Raw genomic sequence first — 18,882 nt, forward strand, 5'->3', positions numbered from 1 at the left:
GCCGGGAACGGCCGGTCACCGGCCGCGCTGGAGCTGCCGGGCCGGCATCCGCCGGGCGTTGCGGCGCTGGTTCACGAGATTGGCGGAGCGGAATTCGGACTTCTTTCGGGCGCCCTTCTTCTTGGCGTTGGCGAAGGGCGCGGATCCGAGGCTGTCAATGGCGCGCATAAAGGCGTCACCTCCGGGCAGGCGTGAATTCGGCCGCAATGGGGCCGACGAAATGGAAAGCTGTGCGCACGGCTCGCGCAGCAGGTCACAGGACTTGTCGGCGAGAGGAAGTGCGCTTGGGAAGAGAACGGGAGCGGGCTCGCGGCGATGCCGGGAGCGGCTCAACCGGAAGAGGATCAAAGGATCATGTCCAAGAGTTAGCCATAGGTTCCGGCCGGTGTCAACCCATTAATTTCCCGGTCGTCGGCGGGGCGGCGCGGCGGGGTGTGCGGATGGCGCAATCCGTGGGGCGCCCGTCGTTGACGCCATGAGCGGGGCGGGCCCAGCCTGGAGGCATGCGCGTCGCGTTCCTGATCTTCGACGGCGTGCCGCCCCAGAGAGACGAGGGAGTACGCATGACCACGTACGGGCTGCTGGTGTTCGAGGACGCGGAGGAACTGGACTTCGTGGGCCCCTGGGAGGTGTTCACGGCGTCGGCGATGATGCGCGAGCAGAAGGGTGGGGCGGAACCGGACAAGGCGGTGCTGGTCGCCGAGCAGTTGGAGCCGGTGCGCTGCGCCAAAGGGCTCCGGGTCGTCCCAGACCACACCCTGGAAGACCACCCGAAGCTGGACGTGCTCCTAGTGCCCGGTGGACGCGGCGCAAGGGAGACCCAGCCGCACAACCCGTCCGTCACGGGCTGGATAGCGAAGACCGCCGAACAGGCCGACTGGGTGACGAGCGTGTGCACCGGCTCGATCCTGCTGCACGCCGCAGGCCCCGCCAGGGGGCACAGGGTCGCGACCCACTGGGCGTCGGAGGACGCCCTGGAGGCTCGCGGCGACGTGACCGTCGTACGCGACGCGCGCTACGTCGTGGACGGCAACCTCGTCACCAGCCAGGGCGTGTCCGCGGGCATCGACATGGCCCTCTGGCTGATCGGGCGCATCCACGGCCGCGACCACGCGCGGGCGGTCCGCCGCTACATCCAGTACGAGCCCGCGCCCCCGTACCTGGCCGACGAGCCCGCGTAGACGGCCGGGGGGACCGCCTGATCGGGACGCCCGTCGGAACGAACATTCCGCCATTCCAGTGATGATCTTCGCTTATCGGCATAATCACGCGAATGGCAGTGTCGCTTCCGGTGCGGTTCCGCAGCGATGGCGGGCGGGTGGCGGTGGAGACCGACCCCCTGCACGCCCCGCTGCGCGACTTTCTCATCAACGACCTGGGCGAGGACGTCTCCGCGATCGCGCGCGCCCAGGGGCGGCTGGGCGGCGGCTCGTCCGGCCCCTGGCGGGAGGACTACCGCTACCACCGCCTCGAATTCGACGGCACCACCGTCCGCGTGCGGGACGTCGGCGGGTGGGCGTCCTGCGACCTCGACCCGGCCGTCCTGCGCCAATGCCTGGACGAGTACCTCAACGAGATCGGCGCGCTGCGGAGCCGCCGTAGCCTCGAACGGGTGCTGGGCAAGCCGCGCAACGGCGAGCCGGTGGCGAGTTCCCTGGCGCTCGGGTCCGTGTCCCACCGGACGCAGGGCTGGGGGCTCATCCAGGCGCCGCGCGCCATGCTGGAGGACATCGCCGGGCTGACCCCGCACCCGGACGGCTGCCTCCCGCACGGCGTGCTGGAGACCGGCTCGGGCGCCTGCTGGGCCGACCTCGCCGTCCTGGACGAGAGCGGTACGCGCCTACGCGGCGGCACGAAGACGTTCATGCCGCGTGGCATCGACCCAGAACGCCTTATGGCGGAGCTTGGGAACACCCTCACGTCGGCCCGTTTCCTCGGCGGCATCCCGGGGGCGTGGTCCGGGGTCGTCGCCGGTGTCCCGGTGCACGGCTACGTCGACCCGGACGCCGTGCTGCGGCTGCCCTGCATGCCCATCGAGATCGAGGGCGTCGTCCGGCACGTGCGGGTGTTCTTCCCGGAGCTGGCCGACTCCGGGGTCGATCTGGAGGCGGCAGCGTCCTCCGCGGTGGCGATCGCCAATGCCGTGAACGGGCCGCGCCACGTCCTGATGGCGTTCCTGCTCCATGACGTGCAGAGCCATCGCCACCACCTGGAGGTCGTGCGTGCGGCGCGTCCCGGCTGGGAGCACACGGGGAACGCCTGCCATCTGCGGGTCGACGTGCAGACCGTCCGGCTGGAGCACCTGTGGCTGCCCGGCCACAACTGCGAGATGCCGACGGGCGAGTTCGCCGGTGTCCTCTACGAGTACGAGCGCCTTATCAGCACGGGCGTCTCGTAACCTCGTAGCCAGTCGAAGGGGGCGTGCATGGCGGTGCTGGGACGGACCCTCGGGCGAGCGGTGGACCGCCTCTTCGGCCTACCCGAGGCGCCCGCACCGGACGTCCAGATAAGGCGCGACTTGCGCGTGCCCATGCCGGACGGAGTCGTGCTCATTGCCGACCTGTACCGCCCGCGCGGGGCCGGGCCGATGCCCGCCGTGCTGATTCGCACCCCGTACGGCAAGCGGCAACCCGTGATGCGGCTGTACGCGGGGGTTCTGGCGAGGCGCGGGTTCCAGGTCGTCGTGCAGAATGTGCGGGGCGTCCTCGGCTCGGGCGGCGAGTTCCACGCCTTCCACAACGAGAAGGACGACGGGCTCGCGACGCTCGCGTGGGTTCGCGGCCGGCCGTGGTGTGACGGCAGGGTCGCCATGGTGGGTGCGAGCTACCTCGGATACACCGAATGGGCCCTCGCGCCCTACGCAGACCCTTCTCTGGAAGCGATGGGGCTCGGCATCACGGCGTCCGAGTTCGTGAGTTCCTTCTATCCGGGTGGTGCGCTCGCCCTCCACAACACGCTCGTGTGGTCGTCGTTGATGGGCACGCAGGGCGAGAAGAGGCGGCCGCTCCACAACAGACGTGTCCGGCAGGCGATGCGCCACCTCCCGGTAGGGGAAGCGGACATCGCGGCCATCGGACGCCCCGAATCGTTCCTCCGCGACGTCACTGCCCACGCCGAACCCGGCGACGACTTCTGGCAGGCGACCGACCACAGCGCCGCCGTCCCGGACACGGCCACGCCGACCACGATGGTGACGGGCTGGTGGGACCTCTTCCTGCGCGGCCAGTTGCGCGACTTCACCGCCCTGCACGAGGCCGGACGCCAGGTGCGCATCACCATCGGCCCATGGGGGCACGACACGAAAGCGCTCCGCGCGATGGTCTCCGACCAGGTGTCCTGGCTGAACGCCCATCTGAACGGCGACAAGGCCCAGCTCCGCCAGGCCCCGGTGAGGCTCCACCTGCAGAAGGCCGGCCGCTGGCTGGACTTCGACCAATGGCCCCCGCCCGAGACCAAGCCCACGCCGCTCTACCTGGGCCGGAGCCTTCTCTGGGACGGGCCGCCGGACGCGGAACCGGCCACGTTCACCTACGAGCCTCTCGACCCCACCCCGTCCGTGGGCGGGCCGCTCCTCTCACCCGGCAAGGGCGGGCAGCGGGACAACACACCGATCGAACGCCGCGGCGACGTGGTCGTCCTGACGGGCGCCCCGCTGGACGGCGACCTCGACCTCATCGGGCCGGTATCGGCGACCGTCCACGCGCGGACGAGCACCGGGCAGGGCGACCTGTTCATCCGCCTCTGCGACGTCGACCGCGACGGGGTCTCCCGCAACGTCACCGACGGCGTCCTGCGCATCAGGTCCGAAGGGGTGGTGCGGGCCGAGATCGAGATGCACCCGACCGCGTACCGCTTCCTGCGCGGCCACCGGGTGCGCGTCATGCTGGCGGGCGGCGCGTTCCCGAGATTCGCCCGCAACCACGGCACCGGGGAACCCGCCGGGCGGGCCGTCGCGTCCCGCCGCACCCGCTTCGAGATCCTCCGCGACGAGGACCACCCGTCCGCCGTCCACCTCCCGGTCTGGGACGGCTAGCTCGCTTCGCTCTCCGCGCGCAGGGCCTCGTACTCCTTGAGCACCCTCTTGCGCGCCCTGGCCGAGAGGCGGTCGATGTAGAGCCTGCCCTCAAGGTGGTCGGTCTCGTGCTGGAGGCAGCGGGCGAGCAGCCCCGTCCCCTCCACCGTGACCTCGTTTCCGTCGACGTCGAAGCCGCGCACGGTCGCACGGTCAGGACGCGCCAGCCGCGCGTGCGGCCCCGGCACGGAAAGGCAGCCTTCCTCGTCGTCGTCCAGCCGCCGGTCCTCCAGCGCCGGCAGCTCCAGGACGGGGTTGACGACGGCGCCCTTGCGCCGCTCGCCGTCCGCGTCCGGGCAGTCGTAGACGAAGACGCACAGGTCGACGCCGATCTGGTTCGCGGCCAGGCCGACGCCCTGCGCCTCGTACATGCTGGCGAACATGTCGTCGGCCAGCTCCCGCAGCGCCGGGCCGAAGTCGTCGACGGGCCGGCACGGCCGGTGCAGGACGGGCGTCCCCACCAGCGTGATCGGCCGCACGCGTCCCACCATCACCACTCCCTCCCACGCTGATTACACCACGCGTCCCCGGCCGCGGAGCGTGCCCCGCTCGTCGCACACGGCCGCCCGCTCGTCGACGGGACGGGGCCGAGCCCTCGATCCGGCCGCGGCCGCCCCGCTACCTTCTCCACGTCCGCCGGACGGCCGGTGCGAGCCGCTCCGGGGGGAGCGGCCGGTCCTGTGAGCGCACCCGGGGGCCGGCGCGGCGGAACGGGGAGAGAGGGGTCACTTCGGGGGGGAGTGGCCCCTCCGCCCGTTTCCACGGGTTCACGCATTTATAAGTTGACTATAAGACTTACGGCGAGAACGTGGAGCCGGCTGAGAAGCAAATGGCTCCGGGGCGTCTCACAATTCAGGCAACCGCGAATTGCTCCCTTTCGCGGTCCGCCTAGTGAAGGGTGCGCCCGATGAACAGGCATCTGACGAATGCGTTCAGAATGCTCCCCGCGGCCGCCGTGCTGGCCGCGGGCGCCGCGCTGGCGCCCGCCGCGCACGCCGCCGTCCCCGCCGTCCCCGCCGCCGTCCCCGCCGTCCAGTTCGCCGCCGGCCCCTACGAGCGCGGGCCCGCGCCGACCGAGGCGAGCATCACCGCGGAGCGGGGCCCGTTCGCCATCGAGAAGATCGACGTCCCGGCCGGCAGCGGCGCCGGCTTCAACAAGGGCACCGTCTACGCGCCGACCGACCTCAGCCAGGGCACCTTCGGCGCCATCGCCGTCTCGCCCGGCTTCGTCTCCCCGCAGGCCCTGATCGACTGGTACGGGCCGCGCCTCGCCTCCCAGGGCTTCGTCGTGATGACGCTGGAGACCAACAGCCTGTTCGACCAGCCCGCCGCCCGCGGCGACCAGCTCCTCGCCGCCCTCGACTACCTGACCGGCAAGAGCAGGGTCAGGGACCGCATCGACGCGTCCCGCCTCGCCGTCATGGGCCACTCCATGGGCGGCGGCGGGACGCTGGAGGCGGAGAAGAAGCGGACCTCGCTGCGGGCCGCCGTGCCGCTCGCGCCGTGGGACCTGAACTACGACTGGAAGAGCGTCCGGACCCCGACCATGATCATGGGCGCGGACAACGACCTCATCGCTCCCGCGGACTCCATGGCGCACTCCTATTACACGGGCCTCACCGGTGCGCCCGAAAAGGCGTACTTGGAACTGCGGAACGCCGGGCACATGACCTTCAATTCCCCCAACACGACCATCGCCAAATACGCCATCGCGTGGATGAAGCGGTTCGTCGACGACGACGTCCGGTATGAACAGTTCCTCTGCCCGGAGCCTCGGCCGGACAACGCCGTCGCCGCCTACGAGGGCACCTGCCCCACCGGCTGACTCCGGTCCGGACGGTGGCGGCGGCCGGCGCCCCGGCCGCCGCCACCGTCCTCACCCGTCCTCCGCCGGGGACAGCCGCCGGTCGCCCGGGTCCAGGCGGACCAGATGGTGCAGCAGGAGCAGCAGCTCGATGCGCCGGTCCGGGTCGAGCAGGACACCGCCGAGCGTCTCCTCCAGCCGCCGGATCCGGTACCGGACGGTCTGCTCGTGCACCAGCAGCCGCTCCGACGCCGCCACCGCGTTGTCGCGGCACTCCATGTAGGTGAGCAGCGTCCGCGACAGCGCGTCCCGCCGGTGCGGCGGCAGCTTCATCAGCGGTGCGAGCCGGTCGCCGAGCGCCACGTCGAGCAGCTCCTCGCTCTGCGCCGCCACCAGGCTGGGCAGGTGGTCGAGGCAGCGCAGCGGCTCCTTGCCCGGCAGGACGCCCCGCTCGACCAGCGCGAGGCCCCGCCGCGCCCAGCGCAGCGACAGCGCCGCGCGGGACGGCGGGACCGCCGGGCCGATCGCCGCCGACCGCGTGCCCTTGAGCGCGGCGAGCATCCGGTCGCGGCCCGGGCCGTCCGGGTCCGGGCAGATCACGTACGGCTCGGCGGCGTCCCAGTCGGCGAGGAAGATCGGCGGCAGCACCGGGGCCGCCTGGCCCGGACCCGGCCGGACCGCGACGGCGGCGAGCGTCCGCGGCACCGGCCAGCCCGCCGACCGCGCCACCTCCCCGATCGCCTCCGCGCTGGCCGGCGGCTCCACCACCAGCAGGTCGCGGAGCCGCCGCCGGAACCGCTCCCGCTCGCCCGCGATCTCGCCCTGCGCCCGCGCGTAGCCCTGCCCCGCCGCGCCCGCGATGCGCTCCAGGAACACGAACAGCGACTCGGTGATCTGCCCGAGGGTGTCCAGCGACCAGCCGAGCCGGCGCGCGTCCTTGATGAACCGGCGGCACGCGACCTGCCCGCTCACCCGGATCGCCGTCTGCAGCCCGTCCAGGCTCCGCCCCTGCCGCGCCTCGTACGCGCCGATGCCCTCGAAGATCCCGGTGACCTTCTCCCAGTCCATGTCAGGGCGGCCGATCGCGTCCACGAACTGCCGGACGGACTCCTCGACGGCCCACCGCATCCGCCGGCCGTACCGGCTCTCCGGCGGCCGCGCGTACTCCGGGACGAGCGCCTGGATCTCCTGGACCATCTCGACGGCCGCGGCCTCCAGGTACGGAAGCATCGGCTCGGCGAACTCCGCCGGGACCTCGGAAAGCGGAAAGTCCGCGGCAGCGGACGACCTGTTCCGGCTCATGCACCCTCCTGCTCCTCCACACCGACCTCGTACGGACGTGGTGCTCCGGCCGGGAGCGCCCAGTTCCCGGACCGCGCCGCTCCCGGCACGGCCCCCAGGCCCGGCCGCACCGCCGAGCACGAGCGCCCCGCCCCGGACGCGACCCCCTCACTCCCGGGGTACGCGTGTCACTCCCGGGCACGACCACGCCGCGTCGCTTCCGAGCACGCCGCTGCCGACGCGTCGCACGGTCCCCCGCACCCGGCCCCGTCGCCGAGCACGTGCGTCCCACTCCGGCCACGGCCGCGCGTCGCCCCCGGCCGGTCCGCCCCCGGGGCACGGCTCCCCCGGACCCGCGAACGGCCGCGCGTCGTCCCCGGGCACGACCGTGTCCGTCCCGGACACGAGTGACTCGCTCCCAGGCACAGCCGTGCCGACCCCGGCGACGGCCCTAGGGCCGACGACTCCTCTCAGCCTCCGGTTGGGGGACGCCTCTTCGATAGACGGCCACGGAAAGTTTCGACGGCCCGTGATTGTCACCCCGCTGACAGCCGCCGGCCGGCCGCACGGCGTGTCGCGGCGGGCCTGCACCGGGCCGCGGTACGCCCCGGCGGAGCCCGCCGCCCGGAGGCCCGGCGGCGAAAATAGATCTCCCCGCGGCGGACGTCCCCGCCCCGAACCGGAATTCTTTGCAAAAGAATCTCCCGGCCCGCCCAAACGAGCAAGGTTTGCCTTTCAATAAGGCGGAGATCGGCAGGATCGATCGGACGTTACCGGCGAAACGGTAATGGCACGTCAACCGTCGTCCGGCGCGAAAACTTGACCCGGCGGAAGTCGACTTCCGATGCCGCCTGCGCAAAGGTCGTCCCCATGTATTCACGAATTCGAGCCGCCGGGTCGGCCGGGCCCACCGGCTGGCTGCTGGCCTTTCTCGGCGCCCGCGAGCAGGCGCTGCGCACCCACACCGGTCTCGCCGCGGGCCCCGCGGAATGGCTGCTGGTCTTCCTGGAGGTCGAGCGCACCGAGCTCGCCGCCCGGCAGCGTCCCGCCACCCTGCTCACCCGGCGCGACCGGCGCGAGGAGTCCCCGTTCGGCCGGCTGACCGCCCGCAGCGCGTAAAGGAAGTCATGACCATCGAGATGCTTCTCGCCGCCGTGATCGGCGGCGCGATCGGCCTCGCCGAGCTCGTCGCGCGCTACCGCGACAAGCCCGTCGGCGCCCTGCTGTCTCCGGGCGGCCTGCTGTTCATCTTCGTCAACGCCAGCGCGTCCATCGTCGCGCTGATCGCGGTGACCGCCGCCGGCTGGACGTTCGGGCTGCCCCCCGCCACGCCCCCGGCGAGCCTCATGGTCGTCCGGGTGATCGCCGCCGGCATCGGGTCCGCGGCCATCCTGCGGATGTCGTTCGCCCCCGCGCACAGCAAGGCCGCCGGGACCGGCCCCATCACCCTCCTCAACGGCATCCTCCGGCTCGCGGACGGCGAACTGGAGCGCAAGCGCGCGCTGAGCAGGCTGTCGCACAACGACCTGTCGGGGCTGTCGTTCGAACGCGACCACGCCGCCCTCGCCGAACTGTGCTGCCACCTCATGCGCGAGTTCGACCTGTCCGAGGCGCAGCGGCTCGGCGGGCTCGCCGCCGAGCTCAGCCACCGCGACGACCTCACCGACGCCGACAAGCTGGACTGCTGGGGCCTGGAGCTGACCCGCCTCGTCGGCGAGCGCGCCCTGCGGCAGGCGGCGCGGCGGCTGCGGGACCGCCCCCGGGACGAACCCCGGCCCGCCGTGTCCGAGGAGCGCGCCCCGGCGCCGGACACCGACCACCTCGTGGACACCGTGCCGCCGCCCCGCCCGCCCGTCGCCAAGACCTCCCGCCTCGCCGCGAGCACCTCCGCCCGCACGGAGCGCAAGTCGTTCAGCGACGTCTGACACCCGGAGAAATACCGGTGCGTCCCATTTCCGGGCGCACCGGTATTTTCGCGGAAGGGGCACTATTTCGGCCGGACGATATCGCTTTCGTCCCGCTCTTCCAGGGTCGCCGCGATACGGTGCAGTGCCTCCGCCAGCGACACGAGCGCCTGCACCTGGGCGGCCGCCATGAGATTCCCCGGCGACGGATCGGCGGCCTGCGCCTCCGCGGCCGCGTCGCACGCCTGCTGGCTCCACCAATGCACGCGGCGATCCTATTCGAGCGGCGAATGCGGCCACCGCCGCCGCGCCGCCGCATTACCGACACCGGAATGGAAAGGGCCAGACCCGTGAACCGAGGCCGTCCCCACACCGCATCCACTCCCGACCCCGCCGCAGAACCCGCGGCCGACCCCGTCACGAGACCCGCGGCCGACCCCGTCACGAAACCCGCGGCCGAACCCGCCGCCGAACCCGCCGCCGAATCCGCCCGGCCCGCAGCCGGACCCGGCGTCGCCCCTGGTGCGTGGTCCGCCGGTGGGCCGGCGGCTGGATCTGGCGGCGGGCGTGCCGCGTGGTCTGCCGTGGGATCTGGTGCGGGGTCTGCCGGTGGGCCGGCGGCTGGATCTGCCGGCGGGCATGCCGCGCGGTCCGGCGTCGCCCCTGGTGCGGGGTCTGCTGGCGGGTCGGCTGCCGGGTCTGGCGGTGGGCATGCCGCGTGGTCCGCCGTGGGACCTGGTGCGGGGGCCGGTGGCCGGTGGGTTCCGCGTTGGGCCGGTAAACCGGTGTGCTGGCTGACCGCCGCCGAACTCGTCGACGCTCTCGGATACTTGGAGCGGCACCGGCCCGACGACGAGGTCCTCGGCCGCGCCGTCGCCGCCGAGTTCGCCCGGCGCACCGCCGCCACCGAGTTCGCCGACCGGACCGCGACCGCCCTTCCGCCGCGCAGCGACCATCCGCCCGACTCTGGAGCCTGGCGCGACGGTCGGCCCGGTCCTCCCGGCCCGGTATGACCCGCCGCGCGGTCCTCCATGACCTGTTCGGGGGTCAGATGGCGGGTGCCGGTTCGGCGGGCTCTCGGGCGGTGGCGACCGGCGCGAGGGTCGTGCGGCGCATCAGGAGGGGGACGCAGAGGAAGATGAACGTGCCCATGACGATGAAGTACGGCGCGTTGCCCGCGTCCAGGAGGAAGCCCCCGGCGAAGGGGCCCAGGAAGAAGCCGAGCTGCCGGACCTCCGACAGGCCGAAGTAGGCGCCCTTGTGCTCGCCGGACGCCATCTCGTGGACGGCCATGTCCGGCATCGGCAGCAGGATGCCCTCACCGATCGTCCAGAACACGATGCCCGCGTAGAGCCAGGCCAGGCCGGACGGGCTCGCCCAGAAGCACGCGAACGCGATCGTGAAGTTCGCGGCGCCCAGCACGATCATGGTGGTGCGGCCGAGCCGGCCCGACACGCGGTCGATCGGCAGTTGCAGGGCCAGGGCGAGGACGGCGTTGGTGATGAAGAGGACGGCGAAGTAAGCCTCGGTGCTGTCGCCGTACTGGCCCTTCATGTAGAGCGGGATCATCGACTCCAGCTGGGAGAAGACGAAGAAGACCACGATGCCGCCGGTGACGACCGCGAGCAGCCGCCGGTCGCGGAGCGTGGCCCTGATCGACTCGCGCGGGGACGCCCCGGCCTCCTTGGCGCGCGGCGGCTGAAGCGCCACCAGGTCCCGGTTCCGCACCAGTACCAGGAGCAGGTACGCCGCGTAGAAGAACGCGGGGACCGCGAAGAACGCCACCGGGCCGGCGTGGTAGAGCGCGCCGCCGATCGCCGGGCCGCCGATGGCGCCCGCGCACAGCGTCATGTACCGGACGCGGAACATGCGGCCCTCCGCGTGCCCGGGAGACTCGTCCGCCGCATGGGACAGCAGCTTCTTCGCGCCCGGCTCCACCATCAGGCGCGCCCCGCCCAGCAGCAGGAACAGCACCACGATGGCCGCCGGCCCGCGGACCGCGGCCAGCAGCACGTACACGGCGACGTGGCAGACCAGCCCGGCCCGCATCAGCGGTACCGCGCCGAGCCGGTCGACGATCATCCCGCCGAGCAGCCCGCCGAACGCGGCGATGAGCGCCACCGCCCCGACGACGGCGCCCACCGAGGGCTTGCCCAGGCTCGTGTGCTCGCTCAGGTACAGCGGCGCGAACGGCATCGCCGCGAAGAACGCGAGAGAGTTCAGCAGCGCGCCGCCTTCGAGCAGCCGCTGGGCCGGACTGAGCCGCCATAACGGCGGTCGTGGCTCCGTCATGCGACCTCCCCGTCGGTCGGACGAGGCGAGCGTACGTCCCGGCACCGACAAAACCCGCGCATGGCGCCGCCGAGCCGGGTATTGAGGAAGCATGGAGGTCAAGCTGCGCAGGGTGTACGAGCCCGCCTCGTCCGAGGACGGCAAGCGGGTGCTGGTCGATCGCGTGTGGCCGCGCGGGCTGTCCAAGGACAAGGCCCGGCTGGACGCGTGGGAGAAGGACGTCGCCCCCTCGACCGAGCTGCGCAAGTGGTACGGCCACGACGTGGACAAGTTCGACGAGTTCACCGACCGCTACGACGCGGAGCTGCGCGACCCCGAACGCGCCGCCGCCTTCGACCGGCTCCGCGAACTCGCCGGCGACGGCACGATCACCCTGCTCACCGCCACCAAGGACATCGACCACAGCCAGGCCGCCGTCCTCGCCGCCCGCCTCCGCGACTCCGGCTGACCGCGACTCCGGCTGACCGCGACTCCGGCCGACCGCGACTCCGGCCGACCGCGGCGCGGATTGCCGCGGCCCGCCGGGCGCCTCCGAGGCCGGGCGAAGCGGCCGCCCGGGACGTGCGCCCCGGCGACCCGCCTTCGAGGGCTTCTTGACGGGTGGTTGAATTCACTTGCGGTCTTAATGGAACGATCCCTTTTAACGGGCGAGTTTCATGGACGGTCCAATGTCGCTGCTCGGGTGCCGGCCTGCTTTCGATTGGCTCGCTCCATTATGCCGATGGGCTGTTGAAAACCGCTGATTGACCCCTCTGAACTGGGAAGTTTACGCTCCCTTTGCGCAGGCTCCAGCGAGGAGGAATCGCATGCGTAAAGGGATTGCCGTTTCCGCTGCCGCCGCAATTTCCGGGATCGCCGTCGCGGCCGGGCTCGCCGCGCCGGCCTCCGCCGCCCCGCTCCGCCGCGGCCCGGACGGGGTGACGATCGAGATCGCGACCGTCAACGGGTCCGGGTGCCCGGCCGGGACCGCCGCCGTCGCCGTCTCGGACGACAAGGAGGCGTTCACCGTCACCTACAGCGACTACATGGCGCAGACGGGCGGCTCCTCGGCGCCGACCGACTTCCGGAAGAACTGCCAGATCAACATGAAGGTGCACGTCCCGCAGGGGTTCACCTACGCCATCGCGTCGGCCGACTACCGCGGGTTTGCCTGGCTGGAGCCCGGCGCCAGCGCCATCGAGAAGGCCAGCTACTACTTCCAGGGCATGCCGCAGACCTCCGCCATCTCGCACAACATCAAGGGCGAGTACGCCGACAACTGGCAGTTCACCGACACCAATGACGTCGCGCAGCTCGTCTACAAGCCGTGCGGCGAGGAGCGCAATTTCAACATCAACACGGAGCTGCGGGTGCTCAGGGGCACCTCCGATCCGGCCAAGACGAGCTTCATCTCCATGGACTCGACCGACGGCACGATCAAGACCACCTATCACTTCGCCTGGAAGCAGTGCCCGCCGTGGTGGCGAGCACCCCGGTGACGCCTGGAGCCCCCCGTTGAGCCGCCCCGAGTAAAGGAGTAACGACCGATGCGCAAAGGACTGACCGTTCCGGCGGCCTGCGCGGCCGCCCTGGCGCTGCCGCTGTCCGCGGCCCCCGCCGCGTCCGCCGCCCCCGCCGACCCGCCGCCCCCCGACCGGATCGTCATCGACGTCCTCACGGTGAACGGGTCCGGCTGCTCGCCCGGCACCGCCGCGGTGGCGACGGCGAGCGACAACACCGCGTTCACCGTCACCTACAGCGACTACCTGGCGCAGGCCGGCGGGAACTCCAACCCGACGGACTTCCGCAAGAACTGCCAGATCAACCTGCGGGTGCACGTCCCGCAAGGGTTCACCTATGCGATCGCCGGCGCCGACTACCGCGGCTTCGCCTATCTCGCCGCCGGCGCGACCGGCATGGAGAAGGCGAACTACTACCACCAGGGCATGGCGCAGACCACGCCGGTCAGCCACACGATCAAGGGCGCGTACTCGGACAACTGGCAGTTCTCCGACCGGACGCCCGTCACCGAGCTGGTGTTCAAGCCGTGCGGCGAGGACCGCAACTTCAACATCAACACCGAGCTGCGCGTGTACCAGGGCAGCTCGGACGCGTCGGAGACCAGCTTCATGGCCTTCGACTCGGCCGACGGCGGCGTCAAGACCACCTACCACTTCGCGTGGAAGAAGTGCCCGGGCTGACGACACGCCCCCGCTCCAGCCGGGCCGCGTCCCCGCCCAGGGAAGGACGCGGCCCGGCATCGTGTCCGGGACCGTGCCGCCTCTGGGGGCCGGCGCCGCGCTAGGACGGACGCCGACTCAGTCCATTGTTCGTCCGGGGCAGTGTTGTGAGCGGGTCGGTGAAAGGTCTGTTGTCAGTCATAGACGGGTTCCGACCTGCGGTCACCCTGTCTCAGGCGGTGAAACGCAGGTTTTACAGTGGAGGGGTCTGAAGGAAGGAACCCGACCATGCCACTGGCCCCCCGTCTGCCGGCGCCGCCCGAGACCCTGGCCCTCCTGGAAGAGTCCTACGACAGGGTCCTCCGGCGGGACCCCGGCGAACCGGAATTCCACCAGGCCGTCCACGAGGTTCTCGAATCGCTCGGCCCGGTGCTGGCGGCCCGGCCCGGGCTGGCCGCCGCCAAGATGGTCGAGCGGCTGATCGAGCCGGAGCGGCAGATCATGTTCCGGGTGCCCTGGCAGGACGACAACGGCGAGATCCACGTCAACCGCGGCTTCCGTGTCGAGTTCAACGGCGCGCTGGGCCCGTACAAGGGCGGGCTCCGCTTCCACCCGACCGTCAACCTCGGCATCGTCAAGTTCCTCGGCTTCGAGCAGATCTTCAAGAACGCGCTGACCGGGCTCGGCATCGGCGGCGGCAAGGGCGGCAGCGACTTCGACCCGCACGGCCGCTCCGACGAGGAGGTCATGCGGTTCTGCCAGTCGTTCATGACCGAGCTGTACCGCCACGTCGGCGAGCACACCGACGTCCCGGCCGGGGACATCGGCGTCGGCGCCCGCGAGGTCGGCTACCTGTTCGGGCAGTACCGCCGCGTCACGAACCGCTGGGAGGCGGGCATGCTGACCGGCAAGGGCGCCCTGTGGGGCGGCTCCGCCTGCCGGACGGAGGCGACCGGCTACGGCAACGTCATGTTCACCGCCGAGATGCTCCGCCGCCGCAACGAGGACCTCGACGGCCAGCAGATCGTCGTGTCCGGCTCCGGGAACGTCGCGATCTACACGATCGAGAAGGCGCAGCAGCTCGGCGCCAACGTGATCACCGTGTCCGACTCCGGCGGCTACGTGGTGGACGAGAAGGGCATCGACCTCGACCTGCTCAAGCAGGTGAAGGAGGTCGAGCGGGGCCGCGTGTCCGACTACGCCGAGAAGCGCGGCGGGTCCGCCCGGTACATCCCCGGCGGGCGAGTATGGGACGTCCCGGCCGACATCGCGCTGCCGTCCGCCACGCAGAACGAGCTGGACGCGGAGGCCGCGCGGATCCTCGTCCGCAACGGCGTGAAGGCGGTGTCCGAGGGCGCCAACATGCCGACCACGCCGGAGGCGGTGCACATCTTCCAGGACGCGGGCGTCGCGTTCGGCCCCGGCAAGGCCGCCAACGCCGGCGGTGTCGCGGTCAGCGCGCTGGAGATGCGGCAGAACGCGAGCCGCGCCTCCTGGTCCTTCTCCCGCGTGGAGGAGGAACTGTCGACGATCATGACGAACATCCACGAGACCTGCTACGAGACCGCCGAACGCTACGGCGCCCCCGGCGACTACGTCGTCGGCGCCAACATCGCGGGCTTCGAGCGCGTCGCCGACGCCATGCTCGCCCAGGGCCTCATCTGACCCGAACCGAAGCTCTGCTTCACCTGCCCCTTCCCGGGACGGGCGCCTTCAACGGCGAGGGCCCCGCCCGCTCCGGCCGCCGGTGCTTTCAACGACGAAGGCCCACCCACTCGGCCGCCTCCCCGACCTCCCAGTTCCCCGAACCCCGACTTCGCGCACACTCTTCTCTTTTGCGCCCGTGATCCCGCCACGTCCGGATCGCCCCTCACCCCCGCTGACGCCTTGCCTCGCCTCGGCGATTTTCCCGTCGCGCGGGGCATGGACGTGGAGTGGAGATCCAGGCAGGGAGAGACCGTCGCAGGCTTGTGCTCCGGATGGTCCTGCGCACGTCTTCGATCACGCTGTGCCTGCTGATCGCCTACTTCGCCGCGCCGTTGACCAGGCCGTTCACGACGATGACCGGGGTGGTGCTGATCTGTGCGCTCGCCGCGCTGGGCGGTCTGGTCAGCTGGCAGGCACGGGCGATCGCGCGCTCGTCCATGCCCCGGCTGCGCACCGTCGAGGCCATCGCGACGTCCCTCCCCGTGTTCCTCATCGTGTTCGCCGCGGGCTACTGCCTGATGGAGAACAGTGCGCCGGACGCCTTCTCCGAGCCGCTGACGCATGTCGACGCGCTGTACTTCACCATGACCGTCTTCTCATCGGTCGGGTTCGGAGATATCGCGCCGCGGTCGCAGGGGGCGCGGGTGCTCACCATGGTCCAGATGATCGGTGACCTGGTCTTCCTCGGGTTGGTCGTGAAGGTCCTGATCGACGCGATGCGCAGAGGCGTCGAACGCCACGGCCACGGCGACAGCCCATAGCCGCTACGGACCGCCGCCGTCGTCCGTCGGGGCCTGTGGGTTTCAGGCCATGGTTCATAGGACGGCGTAGACGGCCTTTCCGCCGTTTTCCTGCCGCACCCCGCAGTGGACGGCCAGCGCCGCGACGATCCCGAGCCCTCGTCCGTTGAGGTCCAGGGGGCCGGCCGGTCTTCTCTGCGGCAGGCCGGGAGACTGGTCCCACACTTCGACCGTGATGTGGCCGGGGACGTCCTCGGCGACCGTCACCCGGATTCCGGTGTGCGCGGCCGCACGAACCGAGTTGGTGACCAGTTCGGACACGACAAGGCAGACATTTTCGGCTATTTCTTCCGTGCAACCCAGCGCGAGCGCGGCCTGCTTAGCGGCTTTTCGGGCAATTCCTACACTCGCCGGCGTCGCGAGGCAGGTGAAGGTGAACCTCCGGTCCCGCTCCGTCCGCAGTGCCGACGCGAGTGAGGTGATCTTGGTTTCTTCGGGGGTCGTACTCATCGGTTCGCTTTCGCTGCGCCTGTGAATTCCGACCCACAGATTGACGCCTCCGATGGGAGGTGACTATATGAATGCTTGGTACTTCGAGTTATACCAACCGTGGAGGGTCAGACATGCCCCCATCTGTCCCCATAGATCCCCGCCACAGCATGAGAGCCCAGTTGGCCTACACACTGCGGCTGATGCGCGAGGCGAGAAGCATGAGCCAGAACGACCTGGCGAAGGAGATGTACGCGACCCGCGAGACCATCGCCGCCTACGAGAGCCGCCGGAACCGCCCTGACGAGGACTTCTGCAAGAAGCTGGACGAGTTCTTCGGAACCGGTGAGATGTTTCAGGGCCTCTGGCATCACGCCAAGCGCGAGCACCTCAATGAGTGGTTCGAGGCGTATATCGCTCACGAGAACGAGGCGACCGAGATTCGCACCTTCCAGCCGCTCTACATCCCCGGTCTACTGCAGACCGAGGGTTACATGCGCGCTACCGCGTACAAGGGCCAGGTAAATGAGGAACTCATCGCGCAGCGACTTGCGCGCCGGGACATCATAACCCGGGTCGAGAACCGTCCCCACCTCTTCGTCGTCCTCGACCAAGCGGTGGTCCTCCGCAACTGGCCGGATGGAAGTGTCATGCGCGAGCAACTTCAGCATCTGCTCGATGTCGGAGAGTTGCCGCATATACACATCCAGGCAGTGAAGATGTGTGCAGGATGGCACCCTGGGCTGGACGGACCGGTGGTCATGCTCACCAAGGCGGATAGGTGCCGCATCGGGTATGTAGAAGCCCAATTCGGTGGGAGACTGATCGAAGATCCGGCCGAGGTCACCCGGCTGGGCATTCGGTTCGACGAGATCAGGTGCCATGCGCTGTCCGAGGAGGGCACGCGGGACCTGATTCGGAAGACGATGGAGACGATGCAAGATGATCCGCTGGCGTAAGAGCAGCCACAGCCAGGGCGGCGGCCAGGGCGAGTGCGTCGAGGTCTCGACCGACACCTCGATCCGTCTGATTCGGGACTCCAAGGATCCGGAGGGGCCGCGGCTGGCCCTGGAGCCTGGCGAACTAGCGGCTCTGGTCAACCGGATCAAGGCCGGTGACCTCGACCTTTAGCCGCCTCCCCCCACGCGGTCAGAGGTATCGAACCGTATTGGTTGTTCGACGAATTGGTGGTGGGGGTGGCGCTGCGTACGGTGCCGCCCCTCCAAAGTCAAGGCCCTCAGGTGGGCGAGGTTTCGTGTGACCGCTGCGGGTTGGTCGCGCGGCGGCGGTGCGCCAGGTCGGCGGCTGCCTCCGGCCATCGCGGGTGGTCGAAGGTGAAGCCGGCTTCTGTGAGGCGGCCGGGGATTACGCGGCGGCTTTTCAGGAGCAGTTCGGTGTCTGAGCGGATTGCCAGTGCTCCGAGCTCCGCCATCCATGCGGTCGCGGGGAGGCCCACCGGCATGCGCCAGGCGGTTCGCAGGGCGCGCATGAACGATCGGTGCGGCAGGGGCTCCGGGGCGGCCAGGTTCACCGGGCCGGTGAAGTCGTCCCGGTCGATCAGGAACTCGACCGCTCGGACGAAGTCCTCATCGTGGATCCAGGACACGTACTGCGCGCCGCCCGCGACCGGGCCGCCCAGGCCGAGGCGCGCCAGCCATGACAGGACGTCGAACACCCCGCCGCGGTCCGGGCTCATCACCATGGCCGCGCGCAGGGCGACCTTGCGGGTGTGCGGGGTCGCGGCACGGTCCTGCTCCCGTTCCCAGTTCCGGGCGATCCGGACGCTGTACTCCCAGTAGCCCGGCACGCCGGGCTCGCGGCCGCCGATCACGCCGGTCGCCTCGTCGTTGGGCGCGTCGAACCGGTGCGCGTAGATCGTGGCGGTGCTCATCTGCAGCCACACCCGCGGGGGCTTCGCGGCGGCCGCGATCGCCTGGCCGACGGCGCGTGCGGACAGCACGCGCGAATCCATCATCTCCTGCAGGTTCGCCGGCGTGTACCGGCAGCTGACGCTGCGGCCTGCCAGGTTGATCACGACGTCGCCGCCGTCGATCACGTCGGCCCACGGTCCGAGCGTCCGCCCGTCCCAATGGACCTGGCGTTCGTGCGCGGGCCTCCTGGTCAGGACGACGACCTCGTGTCCTGCCGCCGTCAGGGCGCGGTCCAGGATCGTGCCCACCTGTCCGGTTCCCCCGGGGATCACAACCTTCATGGCGTCACCCTTTCCTCGGGGCGAGCCTAGCGGAGTTTTGAACGCGTTCAAATGTCGGCGTGGTCACATCGGCGGCGGCATGGGCTCCTGGACGGCGCACGCGCCGCCGACCGCGAGCGTGCTCGCCGAGGCGGCGGACAAGATCGTCTTCACCGGCGGCACGGCCGCGGGACGCGGGTTTCCCGGGCCAAGGCACGGGCACGTGAGTCACCATTGCTAAGA

At 70.8% G+C, this 18,882-nt stretch carries 21 protein-coding genes; 14 read left to right on the forward strand and 7 right to left on the reverse strand.

Annotated elements, in window-relative coordinates; translation table 11 throughout:
* Positions 1 to 15 precede the first annotated feature (15 nt).
* On the reverse strand, positions 16 to 168 hold the full coding sequence (locus ABTW95_RS16660; RefSeq protein WP_500226693.1) for a hypothetical protein: 153 nt from the start codon (positions 166 to 168) through the stop codon (positions 16 to 18).
* Positions 169 to 503: 335 nt separating this feature from the next.
* Between ABTW95_RS16660 and ABTW95_RS16665 the strand changes: the two genes are divergently transcribed.
* The 3 genes from ABTW95_RS16665 to ABTW95_RS16675 all read left to right on the forward strand — a co-directional run bounded on the left by ABTW95_RS16665 (position 504) and on the right by ABTW95_RS16675 (position 4,033).
* Positions 504 to 1,181 (forward strand): DJ-1/PfpI family protein, encoded by a 678-nt coding sequence (locus ABTW95_RS16665; protein WP_500226694.1) that lies wholly within the window; start codon positions 504 to 506, stop codon positions 1,179 to 1,181.
* Between the two features lie 92 nt (positions 1,182 to 1,273).
* On the forward strand, positions 1,274 to 2,398 hold the full coding sequence (locus tag ABTW95_RS16670) for a hypothetical protein (RefSeq protein ID WP_500226695.1): 1,125 nt from the start codon (positions 1,274 to 1,276) through the stop codon (positions 2,396 to 2,398).
* A gap of 132 nt (positions 2,399 to 2,530) precedes the next feature.
* The gene (locus tag ABTW95_RS16675) at positions 2,531 to 4,033 is read left to right on the forward strand and encodes a CocE/NonD family hydrolase (protein WP_500226731.1); all 1,503 of its coding nucleotides are present in this window, start codon (positions 2,531 to 2,533) and stop codon (positions 4,031 to 4,033) included.
* Here ABTW95_RS16675 and def read toward each other — a convergent pair.
* Positions 4,030 to 4,563 carry a peptide deformylase gene (gene def, locus ABTW95_RS16680; RefSeq protein WP_396453160.1) on the reverse strand — a complete coding sequence of 178 codons (534 nt, stop codon included), beginning with the start codon at positions 4,561 to 4,563 and terminating at the stop codon, positions 4,030 to 4,032. The two genes, ABTW95_RS16675 and def, sit on opposite strands and share 4 nt — an antisense overlap.
* 416 nt (positions 4,564 to 4,979) lie before the next feature.
* Here def and ABTW95_RS16685 point away from each other — a divergent pair, with 416 nt between their 5' ends.
* Positions 4,980 to 5,897 carry an alpha/beta hydrolase family protein gene (locus tag ABTW95_RS16685; RefSeq protein WP_500226696.1) on the forward strand — a complete coding sequence of 306 codons (918 nt, stop codon included), beginning with the start codon at positions 4,980 to 4,982 and terminating at the stop codon, positions 5,895 to 5,897.
* Between the two features lie 51 nt (positions 5,898 to 5,948).
* Here ABTW95_RS16685 and ABTW95_RS16690 read toward each other — a convergent pair whose 3' ends face one another.
* Complete coding sequence (locus tag ABTW95_RS16690; RefSeq protein WP_396454005.1) at positions 5,949 to 7,178, reverse strand: PucR family transcriptional regulator; 1,230 nt, start codon at positions 7,176 to 7,178, stop codon at positions 5,949 to 5,951.
* Positions 7,179 to 8,027: 849 nt separating this feature from the next.
* Between ABTW95_RS16690 and ABTW95_RS16695 the strand changes: the two genes are divergently transcribed.
* A complete protein-coding gene (locus tag ABTW95_RS16695) occupies positions 8,028 to 8,276 on the forward strand; it encodes a hypothetical protein (protein WP_396449485.1) in 249 nt (82 codons plus the stop codon).
* 8 nt (positions 8,277 to 8,284) lie between these two features.
* Entirely contained in the window at positions 8,285 to 9,082 is a 798-nt protein-coding gene (locus ABTW95_RS16700; protein ID WP_500226697.1) for a hypothetical protein, read from the forward strand.
* A 62-nt stretch (positions 9,083 to 9,144) separates the two neighbouring features.
* Here ABTW95_RS16700 and ABTW95_RS16705 read toward each other — a convergent pair whose 3' ends face one another.
* Positions 9,145 to 9,327, reverse strand: a complete 183-nt coding sequence (locus ABTW95_RS16705) for a hypothetical protein (protein WP_500226698.1) — start codon at positions 9,325 to 9,327, stop codon at positions 9,145 to 9,147.
* 519 nt (positions 9,328 to 9,846) lie between these two features.
* Here ABTW95_RS16705 and ABTW95_RS16710 point away from each other — a divergent pair.
* The gene (locus ABTW95_RS16710) at positions 9,847 to 10,074 is read left to right on the forward strand and encodes a hypothetical protein (RefSeq protein WP_396454001.1); all 228 of its coding nucleotides are present in this window, start codon (positions 9,847 to 9,849) and stop codon (positions 10,072 to 10,074) included.
* Between the two features lie 34 nt (positions 10,075 to 10,108).
* On the opposite strand, the gene ABTW95_RS16715 is transcribed toward ABTW95_RS16710, so the two are convergent.
* Positions 10,109 to 11,353: an MFS transporter gene (locus ABTW95_RS16715; protein WP_500226699.1), complete on the reverse strand. Its 1,245-nt coding sequence runs from the start codon at positions 11,351 to 11,353 to the stop codon at positions 10,109 to 10,111.
* Positions 11,354 to 11,444: 91 nt separating this feature from the next.
* Here ABTW95_RS16715 and ABTW95_RS16720 point away from each other — a divergent pair, with 91 nt between their 5' ends.
* From ABTW95_RS16720 to ABTW95_RS16740, 5 genes are all read left to right on the forward strand, one after another.
* Complete coding sequence (locus ABTW95_RS16720) at positions 11,445 to 11,801, forward strand: DUF488 domain-containing protein (protein ID WP_396449489.1); 357 nt, start codon at positions 11,445 to 11,447, stop codon at positions 11,799 to 11,801.
* Between the two features lie 358 nt (positions 11,802 to 12,159).
* Entirely contained in the window at positions 12,160 to 12,831 is a 672-nt protein-coding gene (locus ABTW95_RS16725) for a DUF4360 domain-containing protein (protein WP_500226700.1), read from the forward strand.
* A 48-nt stretch (positions 12,832 to 12,879) separates the two neighbouring features.
* A complete protein-coding gene (locus ABTW95_RS16730; protein ID WP_396449491.1) occupies positions 12,880 to 13,533 on the forward strand; it encodes a DUF4360 domain-containing protein in 654 nt (217 codons plus the stop codon).
* 267 nt (positions 13,534 to 13,800) lie between these two features.
* Positions 13,801 to 15,177 carry an NADP-specific glutamate dehydrogenase gene (gdhA, locus tag ABTW95_RS16735; RefSeq protein WP_396449492.1) on the forward strand — a complete coding sequence of 459 codons (1,377 nt, stop codon included), beginning with the start codon at positions 13,801 to 13,803 and terminating at the stop codon, positions 15,175 to 15,177.
* A 269-nt stretch (positions 15,178 to 15,446) separates the two neighbouring features.
* On the forward strand, positions 15,447 to 15,980 hold the full coding sequence (locus ABTW95_RS16740) for a potassium channel family protein (protein WP_500226701.1): 534 nt from the start codon (positions 15,447 to 15,449) through the stop codon (positions 15,978 to 15,980).
* Between the two features lie 54 nt (positions 15,981 to 16,034).
* Here the strand turns inward: ABTW95_RS16740 and ABTW95_RS16745 are convergent, their stop codons facing one another.
* The gene (locus ABTW95_RS16745; RefSeq protein WP_500226702.1) at positions 16,035 to 16,469 is read right to left on the reverse strand and encodes an ATP-binding protein; all 435 of its coding nucleotides are present in this window, start codon (positions 16,467 to 16,469) and stop codon (positions 16,035 to 16,037) included.
* A 149-nt stretch (positions 16,470 to 16,618) separates the two neighbouring features.
* Here ABTW95_RS16745 and ABTW95_RS16750 point away from each other — a divergent pair, with 149 nt between their 5' ends.
* Entirely contained in the window at positions 16,619 to 17,407 is a 789-nt protein-coding gene (locus ABTW95_RS16750; RefSeq protein WP_500226703.1) for a helix-turn-helix domain-containing protein, read from the forward strand.
* Positions 17,391 to 17,579, forward strand: coding sequence for a DUF397 domain-containing protein (locus ABTW95_RS16755; protein WP_396449496.1), 189 nt, complete (start codon positions 17,391 to 17,393; stop codon positions 17,577 to 17,579). Before ABTW95_RS16750 ends, ABTW95_RS16755 begins: the two co-directional genes overlap by 17 nt.
* A gap of 106 nt (positions 17,580 to 17,685) precedes the next feature.
* Here ABTW95_RS16755 and ABTW95_RS16760 read toward each other — a convergent pair whose 3' ends face one another.
* On the reverse strand, positions 17,686 to 18,660 hold the full coding sequence (locus ABTW95_RS16760) for a TIGR01777 family oxidoreductase (protein ID WP_396453999.1): 975 nt from the start codon (positions 18,658 to 18,660) through the stop codon (positions 17,686 to 17,688).
* Positions 18,661 to 18,882: the final 222 nt, after the last annotated feature.

This window comes from Spirillospora sp. NPDC127506 (assembly GCF_040302145.1).
In the GTDB taxonomy this organism is placed as follows: domain Bacteria; phylum Actinomycetota; class Actinomycetes; order Streptosporangiales; family Streptosporangiaceae; genus Spirillospora.